Source organism: Rossellomorea oryzaecorticis (assembly GCF_038405515.1).
Lineage (GTDB): Bacteria > Bacillota > Bacilli > Bacillales > Bacillaceae_B > Rossellomorea > Rossellomorea oryzaecorticis_A.
On record NZ_JBBYAF010000015.1, the window covers coordinates 76,596 to 87,479 of the forward strand.

A 10,884-nucleotide genomic window follows, 5' to 3' on the forward strand; every position below is an offset into this window, starting at 1 on the left:
ATTTATTTAAGCTTCGCGACTATCTTCCCTTTTACATGGCGTCCGGACAAACGGTTGAGCGCATCTGGAACTTCCTCCAGTGCGATGACTTCTTTCAGCATAGCGTCCAGTTTTCCTTCAGAAAGGAGGGAAAGCATGTGATCACCGATGACGGCAAAATCTTTTTGGGCATGAAGGTCATTGGCCTGATGTCCCGCTCCCAGGGCGATTTCATGATAGGAAAGGACTTTTGTGAACGGTTTTATTTTTGTGAAATCTGGTGCACCTGCGATGTAGACGATATGTCCCATGTAAGCGAGCATGTCGAGGGCCTCCGTGGCACTCTGTCTGCTTACCGCATCGATGACTGCATCCACCCCGCGTCCATTAGTGATCTCCATCACCTTCTCTTTCACATTTTCTTCACGGTAATCAATGACATAGTCTGCACCCAGCGATTTCACATACTCGTGATTGTGTGAAGAAGCCGTTGAAATGACGGTTTTCCCTGCAAGTTTCGCAAGCTGGACGCCGAACCCGCCGACTCCTCCTGTACCTCCGTGGATGAGGATTGTACCGACCTGATCCAACGGCAGTTTACGGTGAAGTGCCTGATAGGCTGTGTATCCGGCTGTCGGAAGTGCAGCTGCATCTTCAAACGAGATGCCCTCTGGCAATTTTGATGCTGTATGTGCGGTGGTCAGCGTAAATTCTGCAAAGCCGCCTTTTCTTGTCAAATCACCGTGATAAACAACACGGTCACCTTTTTCCCAGCCGGTCACACCCTCACCGACTTCTGCCACTACACCTGCAACATCTAGTCCCAGAATATGTGGATATGTCCAGTTCGGATTTCCATTTGTCCCTGTCTTATAATCGACAGGATTCAAGCCGGCAGCATGAACCTCAACCACTAATTCCCCAGCACCAGGTGCCGGTTTTTCCGTTTCTTCCACTTTCATGTCTTTCCATAACCCTTTATCTTTAAGAAGCAATGCTTTCATTTATCTTCACTCCTGACAAGTTCTTTATATATCTTTTACATAGTATATAATATATACTGTAGAATCGAATAACAAGTAGGCACTATTTTGTATCCTAGTTACCGTTTGGGAACCTTAGGATGATCATAGATCGTTTGATGATTTTTAAAAAATCCCGAAATTGGTTAATGACAGAAAGGAGCGCTCATATATATGAAGGACCTGAACAGTGAATATCAATGCGCCATCGACCTTGTGATCGATGTCATCGGTGGAAAGTGGAAAGTGTTGATACTCTGGAATCTGAATGAAGGGGTAAAAAGGTTCAATGAGTTGAAACGGTCCCTCCCGAACATCACTCAGAAAATGCTGACCCAGCAGCTTAGGGAACTTGAGGAACACGGGCTCGTTTCAAGAAAGGTCTATCAAGAGGTCCCTCCCCGTGTGGAATACTCGACGACAGATATGGGAAAAAAGCTGCAGGCGACATTATTTGAAATGTGCAAATGGGGAGACGAATATGCTGAACAGAAAGGCATTGCGATGAACCGGTGCTGGACTTCCTATAATTTTATGGAAAAGTAACAGAAAAGGACTTGTCAATTTGACAAGCCTTTTTTGAAGCCTGGAAGTTACCTGCGCTCCAGCGGAAGGGTCATACAACGTATGCCGCCTCCCCCTTTTTCCAATTCATTCACATCCACTTCGACCAATTTTTTGTTCTTCAATTTAGGATGATCATGCAGGATTCTCTTGTTCATTTCGGTACTGACAAGGAGTGTTTCCGGGTCCAGATTCAAAAAGTTAATATCTGCAACGGTGTGACTTACTTTGTCTGTCCACAGCACGTCGAAACCATGGCGGTTCAGGAAATCCCCCGTCATTTTATATTTATCGGTATTTTCTGTAATAATCTGTACAGGAAACAGCCGCAAGTAGCTTTTAGCGATCATTAGGTCAGCTCCTGCCACATTGCAGTTCATATCAAGATGCAGCGTCTCAGTTTTTCGGGGGAGATCGATTACTCCGATTTCTGAGAACCCCGCTTTAAAAATCTTTTCTTTCATGACTTCCAGACTTTCGATGCTCGTCCTGAGACCAGTATTGATGAACACAGCATCTTTACTCAAAACTAATACGTCGCCATTTTCCCATGCCTTGATCCGGTTATTGTCTTCGATGGAGAATGTCTTATCGTCAAACCACTGCTGGAAAAGCTGATGACTATGAATATATTCCGGCGCTCTCATCGTTGATCCCGCAACTCCCGGGATGACTGTATTCCCGAAGACGCAGGCGTAGTCACGGACAAATATCCGGTTGATGAGCTGGTGATTAAGTTCAGCGTGTTCTCCTTTTAAATAGGCGGAATAATCGATTACCTGTACTTCTGCACGTTCCATGGCCAATACCAGTTTTTCATGATTTTCACGTGCCTTTTCCTGTTTAACAGGCTTTTCCCACCCGACATAATCCGCGGTGCGCTGATCGGGGACATCTAATGTGGCAGGTGAGCAAACAACGACCGTTCGTAATTCTTCGTGTTCACTCCAGCAGTTTGGGTGTATATTGAGCATTCGCGGACCTCCTTTTGTTTCCTCTTTTACTTTCTCCTTTCTTTATGAAAAACATTCGGGATTAAAAAAAGAGCTAAAGCGCAATACGCTTCAACTCTTGATTCTCTTTTGACTATTCATAAATGGACACTTGGAAAGTGATGTATCATCATCACTGAGAAAATACTGCTTCCATTCATGATTATCTTCCTCGCCGTACCATTTAAGGCTCGGATGCACTTCGATTTCATCGTATTCCACAAGTCGTTTCCGGATCACTTTTTTCAATTTCTGGCCGAAGGCAGTGGAAGAATTAATTTCATCAAATACCCAGCGCGGCTGAAAGGCTAGGAGGAAATACGGAAAATGCCTGCTTTTTCGTATTGAATGCGCCGGCGTCGCACAAAATGCAAAGTACGGCTCCCCATCGAAACAAAATTCCCAGCTGGGATGATGGGGGTCTTCAGCGATCCCTTCCGGCCAAGGTGTTTCATCGATATCATGGACCTTATTTAACAATGACCAGAACAAGTCCTGATAGTCATCAATTCCAGTCCCTTCCAACTCTTCTGATTGAAAGAAGACTACGAGTGAGGCATAATTCCCTGTTTCCCTTGAAATTTTCCCATAATCACTAAGCAGCGAGGCGAGCTGCTCAATGGATCCGGAGGTTCTCGGATCATCCGCAAAACCAAAGCGCAGCATGTCTTTTTGAAACCCCTGTTTCCCCGGAACACATGGATACGGATGCTGTTCATCACACATCATGTCTGAGAAATCGTTGTAAGCAGACTGCTGCCATGGGCTAAGCTCATCTATATGTTTATCGATCCAGCTTTTTGAAAGTAACATCGGACAAATCCCTCCTAAAAGACTACACACTATCCTATTAGGAGGGAGACGATTGGGTGTCTGTCTATTATCCGAGTATGACTCCGGCAGCCTTCACTCCGAAATAGATCCCGAATCCGATCAGCACAATGCCGGAAATGATGGATATCCAGCGCGTGATGCTTTGATTGAACCATTTTCTGGTCCCAGCTGCGACAGAGGCCATAGCAAAATCCCAAAGCGTGATCCCGAGAAAGATTCCCATGCTGTAGATCAATATTTGTCCGCCTTGGTATTTACTTGAGGTTTCAGCCAGGATCGACCCATAAATCCCAAGCCAGAACAAAATACTCAAGGGATTTGAAATCGCCATTAAAAAGCCGGTACGAAACGCCTTCGCTTTTGTTTCCCTTTCCCTGTGTTGATGCTGCTGAGCGGGTTCGCCAGCCTTCACCACACTTTCAATTCCCGTATAAACGAGCACAAAGAAACCGAACAGCCATAAAAATAATTGAACGATGGGCGTGTCCGCAAACTGGGCGAGACCGAAATAGATGAGCAGCATGAATATGACATCGGCCGCCATGCCGCCTACTCCGACAAGCCATGCATGCCAGAACCCGAACCGGATCCCCTTGTCCAATTGAAGTGCATTGATCGGGCCCATCGGCGCTGACAGCGATAATCCCAATGCAATATAACTGATGAAAATACTCATTCTTCAAAACCACCTCTAGGTTACTTCTCCATATTATATTCGGACGGGCTTACATGTATTAGCCCCTGATGATATTGACTGGTTTTTTTCAAGACGGCAAAAGATTTTCCATACATGATTCCGGATGATAAGGGAATTCTAACACCGATGTCAACGACTTAGGAGGGAAACATCATGTTCAATCAACAAAATAATCAGCAAAATCAAACTCAAAACACACCCCAGCCGGGAATGAATCAAACGAATAAAAATCACGGCGGACATGAATTATTCGATGCCCACGAGGTGATTGCAGGCATCATCAGCATGCTCGATCAGTATCAAATGTATGATCAGCATATCCAGGATCCTGAACTGAAGGATATCGTCAAACGCCAGACGGCTTTTGTGACAACGATGTACAATACGATCGTCGGAAGCTTTTCAACAGGCAGCGATCCCCAAGTACCGACACAGCAGTATAAAATGACGCAAAACAATGACGCGGTATATGGAATCAAGCCCGGCCAGCCGAAGAAGCCGAATCAATCAGTCAATGAACTGTCCGATAAAGGATTGTCTGCCTATATGCTCGGGCAAACGAAGTCACTCGCTTCCCTGCTTGCGATGACCGCACTTGAAATGACGAACCCTGTCCTGCGCCGTGTCGTAGCGGACAGCGTACCAAACTTCATCGAGATGAGCTACGAAATTTTCCTGTACCAAAACAAGCACGGATACTACCAAGTACCGCAGCTGAACGATCAGGATATGGCGCAAATGCTGCAAAGCTACGCAACTGTCCCTCAGCAGCCGGGGAATATGCCTCACTAATTAAGGTGGACGCGGGATTCCGCGTCCCTTTCTTATTTGACCTGGACCGTGCTCCCTTTTTACGAAACGGATGCTTTCACTTCTTTAGCATCCGCAACGTCAGATACCAATGATTTGGTGATCAAATAATAAAGGAAAGTCCCTGTAAGACCAAGAATCAGCAGGATGCCCCCCATCATCACCGGACTGATCCACTCGCCGATGATGATCAGCAGTGATGCGATGATCATCGCCCCATAAAACGTCAGACTGTAAAACGCCATGTACGTACTGCGGGCATTGGAAGGTGCAAGGTCTCCGATCATTGCCTGTTTGACCGGAACATACATAAGTTCACCGATCGTTCCTGCAAAGATGATGATAAAGAGAAGGAAAATACTGTTGGTAAAAGCAAGTGCACTGAAACTGACAGTGAAAATGAACATCCCCGTAACGAGGGTCCAGCGATCCTTCCATTTTTTAAATAAAAACAAAACGACTGTGGATAATAGAACGACCAGCATCGTGTTTTCTGTTTTCAGAAACCCGAGCATCTTGGTGCCATCGAGCATAAATTCCATTCCGAACACTGAAGCGGATTGCTCAGGGATATCCTTTTCCAGCCGTATACCAACATAATTGGTCAAAGACTGCTCTAATGTGAAAATGAATACAGCACCTACTATATAAAACATAAATAGTTTATCTTTCAGGACAGCAGAGTAGCTTTCCAGGAATTCTAAAGGTGAAGATTTGGTTTGCTTTGATGATGATTCAGATGAAGGTTTTTCTGGCGTGTAGGTTTCTGAGATGAAGAAAATAGTAATGAGTACAGATAAAAGAGAGATGGCCGATATCCCGATGAACAGTTCAAATAAATAGCTCTTGAACAAGAAGGCACCAATGATTCCCCCTAGTGCAGTGGCCAGATTACCGAGCCAATAGCTGATCGTAAACACGAGCTTTCTCGATTCTGAATCCGTCACATCGATGATCATCGCCTGCGCAGCGGGCTGAAACATCCCGCCAGCAAACATATTGAAGAGAAATAAGACGGCGGATACATACGGCAGATCATACCATGGGGAATTGCAAAAAGCGATAAGCAGATAAGTGACCAACACTCCGATTTCTGAATAAATCATGATATTCCGCCGCCCGATTTTATCGGAGACATGCCCGCCGATGAATCCGCCGATCACCCCGCTAATGACGGTCAATATGAGAATGACCCCCGTTTCGGCGGCCCCGATTTTTTTTGAAAAATAGATGGCCAGGAACGGAATGACGGCCATGGACACAAGCCCGCCCAGGAACTGCATCCCAAGCCTTAATTTGATGTTGGGATGGATGTCCCTCAATTTCATTGCATTTCCTCCCTTGCATTAGGTACCGGACCAAACAGCCTCAGTGCCTGGATTTTCATATCGTTCCAAACCAGGTTTGTATAGTCATCGACAAACGTCAATCTCATCCCGTTTATGAGAGATAAATACGACTGGGCAATTAAAGGCGGTGAATCCTTATAAAAGAGCCCCATCTCCTGCCCTTCTGCAATGACCGGATAAATCTTATCGATAAACACGTTTACAAAATCATCAAGTTCTTTGAACAATGCAGGATATCTGTCAGGTCTCGCAAGCACCTGCTGGATAAGACGTAAATAATCCATGCTCTTCGCAAACAGATCCACTTGGCAATGAATCATGTCTTTTATTTTCTCCATCGGGCTGCCGCTGTAACGTTCTTCTATTTCATAAAAATAAGGCTTTATTTCTTCAAGAGGCTCCAGCACGGAAGCCTGAAATAAGACTTCTTTTGTTTCAAAATACGTAAAAACGGTACCGAAGCTGACGCCTGCTTCCTTTGCGACCGCAGCAATCGGCGTCTCCGCAAATCCATTTTCGCTGAACAGTTTAACTGCAGCCTGCAGGATCACCGCCCTTTTCCGTTTCTTTTTTTCTTCAAGTGAAAGTGATGCAGACATGTGAATTCTCTCCCTTTTAAAAATTGATTGATCAATCAATCATTATATTATTGTAAGTTACTTCCAATGTCAACATCTTTTCTAATCACACTTAAAAAAACAAGATAGGACACTATTGAAAGTGCCCTATCTCTTGAGTCTGCGGATTATATGGTTTTATTCTTCTTCTTTTTCATCTTCATCATCTAATGTAGGAATGCCTGAAATGTAGCCGACTCCGCCCGTTTCCATGATTCCGATTGTTTCCTTCATCGCTTTTTCCAATTCCTCTTTGTCTACCGCTGTGATCTCTTTTTCATCGAGATCAGCTCCCGGATGCTGGTAGTTACTTAGAACGTATTGAGAATCTCCAACATTGTTCGCTGCACTTAATCCAGTAGCTTCTGCACCGACTGGAACTGATAGAATACGAGAAAGCTTTTCATCGTCCAAATTATAAGCCCACACAAAATTATTCGTATGCATACCGCTGTCCTCACCGATGAACAGGGTATTCAGGTCCTCTGAATAACTTAGGTTATCTGGATTGGCCACTTGGTCCGGGTCCGCTGTATTCCCTAAAGCGTCAGGAGTCTCCAAGTCCTTCCCGATGATGAATCCTTGCATGCTGGAAGGTACATATTCACTCGCAATCTGACTGCCGAAAGCATCTGCCTGATTTCCTTGAAGATTAAGCTCGTAGGTTACCCCGGACTCCAGTTTCGGAAGTTGAATATCGTCCTGTACGGCATTCTCTTCTTTTTCCATGCTGCCCTCTTGATAAGAAATGGCCATATACGCTTTCTTATCTTCTTTGTTCACTGCAATTCCTTCCATTTTGTTAAACTCGGATGTCGCTCCTTTGATCGCCCCGTAGCGTCTTGATTCCAAGAATGCAGCTGCTTTTTCCATTCCTGGTTTCACTTTAAGGTACTCGACTTCATCACTTGCGTTCGTCTTCACAGCCGTAAATCCTTCAGTTGGTTCTTCCGCTGTTTCGAAAATATCACTGAATTTCACACCACTGTTGATGATATCCAAGACCTCTTGATCTGATGCATGTCCAAGTTTGATCCATTTCAAATCACCGGAACCGCCTTTTTCAGTACCGGTCTGTTCGAATTTTGCAGCATATAGAGTACCAGAAGAGAAGTCTTCCGCTTTATCGGCTACATACATGAATGACATCGTATTTCCACCGTCATCACCAAACAGTGCCGTTTTATTATCCGGCAGCACCTTCATCATTTCATGAGAGAAACGTCCAGTACTATAATGTTTTTCAACTGATGCTTCACCTTGCTTGGTGATTGAGATTTCAGGAATCCATCCATAGAAGTAAGGATTCGCTTTTGACGCATCATGGAAGTAGTGTTCTGCGTAGTTGCGAACTTCTTTATACGCATCACTGTCTTTGTTTTCGAAAGAACGTGCATCAGGTTCATACTCTTCAGATCCCAAATGTGTTCCCCAGTCAGTTGTAGATCCATTACAAGGGATCCAAAGGCCATTTACATTGGCAAAGTCAATTTTCTTAGCATCTTTTACAATTGAAAGCTTTCCAGTTTTCTTATCACGCTTCACTTCTGTGAGTGTCATCGAAGCCGGGAGGCCTGAAACTTCTTCTCCTGCATTATTTTGAGAATCATACTCGAAGTGGGAAATCATATATGTTTTATTGCCCTTCTTTATTAAACTATTAGAATCCGGGGCATCAGATATATAGTATGAAGGGTCTTCAGGAATACTGTTATCGATGATCGGGTCGCCGTTCACATCAATCGGTGTACCCGCCGGAATCATTTCCTTATTATTTTCGACAATTTTGTCTTTCGTAAGGTATAACTGGTCGTATGAAAGAGGGATTTCTTTCTGGGTATCATCTTCAAAAGTTACCTTAACAGTAGACTCAGTATACGTTTTTACCATATTTTCAATTGTTGAGGGTGCATCCATAGAGCTGAATTGGACATCTTGTATTTTTTTATGTGATTCTTTCCCATATTGGTGTCCGTTATCTGAGCTGGCCATGGCTGACATGGTTGAAGAAGCCAGCAATACCATAGATAATCCGATTGTTAATTTTCTCTTCATCTTTATACCTCCTAGGGTTTTATCACTTACAGTACCTATTAAAACATAGAAGTTTTAAAGAATTATGAATTTAATATTAAGCCAGTGTAAGGTTCCAGTGTAAATTAGATTTCAAATAAATATGCTCATTAAATCTCTCAATAATTAATAAAATCTTTATTCTCCTGTAACTTGCAATTATTAATCCCCCGCTAGTCTGGGAGTGCATATAAAATAATATTGGAGGTTTCCCATCATGTACCGTTCATTTATGAAAACCGCATTAATATCCACATTATCACTCTCCACTGTTCTTTCAATGGGAGTGCCTGATGAAAAAGCAGAGGCTGCCGACTCTCAAGAAACTCTCTCAATAGGAAAAAACCATTTACCAGAATCACGACACACAACACAATTGACCAAAGGAGTTACTCATACAGAAATCACTAGAGGGTACCATTCAGAGAAAGCCTATTACACAGTAGATGCAGCATTTTATGATTCTAAGGAACAAGCCACGGCACTTATAAAAGAACTAAGGGAAAAAGGCTATAAACCAACACTTCATAAAGTGGAGAATAAGCATGTGGGTGATACTGATGTTGATGAGAAAAAAATAGGATATGTCGTTCGATCCGGGGAATTTGAAGAAGAGAAACAAGCGAAGGCTCTAGCAGAGCAACTAAAAGCCGATGGTTATGAAGAAGCAAAGGTCACTTTTTCTGAATATGACGGGACTACGAAAACAACAGGACCATGGGAGATTGATGTGCTTGAAATCGATCCAGGAAAATTTCAAGGTGATCTGACCAATGTCCTGGCCAAGGATAAAATCACCGGGCGTGAAACGGTTTCTTCTATGGCCGGCCGCACTCAAGCTTTAGCTGGAATGAATGGAGGCTACTTTGTCGTAGGTTCAAGCGATGGTGTACCAGGGGACCCGGCCGGCATTTCAGTAGTCAATGGACAACTCGTTAGCGAAGCGATTGGAGAGCGCACAAGCCTTCTCCTTTCAGGTAACGATGGAAAGATTACAGAGACGTCGACTGCATTACAAGTAAAAACTAAAAACGGTGCAACGGCAGTGATTGACGGAATCAACCGAAAACCTGGATTGACCAGGAGCTGCGGCGGGGTCGATGACATGGAAACCACTCAACCAAAGCATGATGTAACCTGTACCGATCAAGACGAAATCATTGAATATAACGCTTATTTTGGAAATACTACTCCAAATGGAGACGGCTTCGAGGCGGTACTTAATGCAAATGGAGAGGTTGTTGAAACCTATTCCCAGCGAGGCCACAGCATCCCGGAGAGCGGAATCGTCCTATCAGCAACTGGTGACCAGGCAGAGTGGTTGAAAGAAAATGTTTCAAAAGGAGAATCATTGACGATCACCAAAAACATTACGGCTGATGGAAAGCAGATTAAGACTCCATCGAGTTTAGATATCATCGGCGGAGCACCTCAACTTGTAGATGAAGGAAAAATCGATATACACGCAAAAGAAGAGGGCTTTGCATGGAGCAATGATTTCTACTATCATTTTGCACAATATCGTCACCCAAGATCCTTGGCAGGCATTAAAGAAAACGGAAATATCTTACTTGTCACTGTTGAAGGCCGAAACCCTGAAGAAAGCATCGGAGTCAGCTTCTTGGAAAGTGCTCAAATACTTCAGTCACTTGGAGCGGTTAAAGGATTGAACCTTGATGGCGGGGGATCGTCAGCGATGGTCGTGGATGACAAACTAGTGAATAAACCTTCAGATCCTAATGGTGAACGTCCCGTATCCGATGGAATCTTTCTCTTAAAATAGTGGACTATGATGAGGCTGGGACAATACTAAAAAACAACCACATAAAGACGAACAATTTCAGGGTAGTCTCTTAATACCGCTAATGATTTCCGTGCAAGACTTCGCTTTCCGCGGGTAGCCCGTGAGCCTCCTCGGCTTTGCCTGCGGGGTCTCACATAAGCTAC

At 44.0% G+C, this 10,884-nt stretch carries 10 protein-coding genes; 3 read left to right on the forward strand and 7 right to left on the reverse strand.

Annotation, left to right across the window (positions count from 1 at the left end):
* Nucleotides 1-2: 2 nt before the first annotated feature.
* Nucleotides 3-983 (reverse strand): zinc-binding dehydrogenase, encoded by a 981-nt coding sequence (locus AAEO50_RS09635; RefSeq protein ID WP_341982940.1) that lies wholly within the window; start codon nucleotides 981-983, stop codon nucleotides 3-5.
* 192 nt (nucleotides 984-1,175) lie between these two features.
* Between AAEO50_RS09635 and AAEO50_RS09640 the strand changes: the two genes are divergently transcribed.
* Nucleotides 1,176-1,547: a helix-turn-helix domain-containing protein gene (locus AAEO50_RS09640; protein WP_341982942.1), complete on the forward strand. Its 372-nt coding sequence runs from the start codon at nucleotides 1,176-1,178 to the stop codon at nucleotides 1,545-1,547.
* Nucleotides 1,548-1,594: 47 nt separating this feature from the next.
* Here AAEO50_RS09640 and AAEO50_RS09645 read toward each other — a convergent pair whose 3' ends face one another.
* The 3 genes from AAEO50_RS09645 to AAEO50_RS09655 all read right to left on the reverse strand — a co-directional run bounded on the left by AAEO50_RS09645 (nucleotide 1,595) and on the right by AAEO50_RS09655 (nucleotide 4,067).
* On the reverse strand, nucleotides 1,595-2,539 hold the full coding sequence (locus AAEO50_RS09645; protein WP_341982944.1) for an arginine deiminase family protein: 945 nt from the start codon (nucleotides 2,537-2,539) through the stop codon (nucleotides 1,595-1,597).
* 90 nt (nucleotides 2,540-2,629) lie between these two features.
* Complete coding sequence (locus AAEO50_RS09650) at nucleotides 2,630-3,370, reverse strand: YqcI/YcgG family protein (RefSeq protein WP_341982946.1); 741 nt, start codon at nucleotides 3,368-3,370, stop codon at nucleotides 2,630-2,632.
* 67 nt (nucleotides 3,371-3,437) lie between these two features.
* Nucleotides 3,438-4,067, reverse strand: coding sequence for a LysE family transporter (locus AAEO50_RS09655; RefSeq protein WP_341982948.1), 630 nt, complete (start codon nucleotides 4,065-4,067; stop codon nucleotides 3,438-3,440).
* A 174-nt stretch (nucleotides 4,068-4,241) separates the two neighbouring features.
* On the opposite strand from AAEO50_RS09655, the gene AAEO50_RS09660 reads away from it, so the two are divergent.
* Nucleotides 4,242-4,880: a spore coat protein gene (locus tag AAEO50_RS09660; protein ID WP_341982950.1), complete on the forward strand. Its 639-nt coding sequence runs from the start codon at nucleotides 4,242-4,244 to the stop codon at nucleotides 4,878-4,880.
* A gap of 59 nt (nucleotides 4,881-4,939) precedes the next feature.
* On the opposite strand, the gene AAEO50_RS09665 is transcribed toward AAEO50_RS09660, so the two are convergent.
* The 3 genes from AAEO50_RS09665 to AAEO50_RS09675 all read right to left on the reverse strand — a co-directional run bounded on the left by AAEO50_RS09665 (nucleotide 4,940) and on the right by AAEO50_RS09675 (nucleotide 8,919).
* Nucleotides 4,940-6,226 (reverse strand): MFS transporter, encoded by a 1,287-nt coding sequence (locus AAEO50_RS09665; RefSeq protein WP_341982952.1) that lies wholly within the window; start codon nucleotides 6,224-6,226, stop codon nucleotides 4,940-4,942.
* Complete coding sequence (locus AAEO50_RS09670; protein ID WP_341982954.1) at nucleotides 6,223-6,846, reverse strand: TetR/AcrR family transcriptional regulator; 624 nt, start codon at nucleotides 6,844-6,846, stop codon at nucleotides 6,223-6,225. The genes AAEO50_RS09665 and AAEO50_RS09670 overlap by 4 nt, the downstream gene beginning before the upstream one ends.
* Nucleotides 6,847-7,002: 156 nt before the next feature.
* The gene (locus AAEO50_RS09675; RefSeq protein ID WP_341982956.1) at nucleotides 7,003-8,919 is read right to left on the reverse strand and encodes a PhoX family protein; all 1,917 of its coding nucleotides are present in this window, start codon (nucleotides 8,917-8,919) and stop codon (nucleotides 7,003-7,005) included.
* A 235-nt stretch (nucleotides 8,920-9,154) separates the two neighbouring features.
* On the opposite strand from AAEO50_RS09675, the gene AAEO50_RS09680 reads away from it, so the two are divergent.
* Nucleotides 9,155-10,720 (forward strand): phosphodiester glycosidase family protein, encoded by a 1,566-nt coding sequence (locus AAEO50_RS09680; protein ID WP_341982958.1) that lies wholly within the window; start codon nucleotides 9,155-9,157, stop codon nucleotides 10,718-10,720.
* The last annotated feature ends 164 nt before the right edge of the window (nucleotides 10,721-10,884 follow it).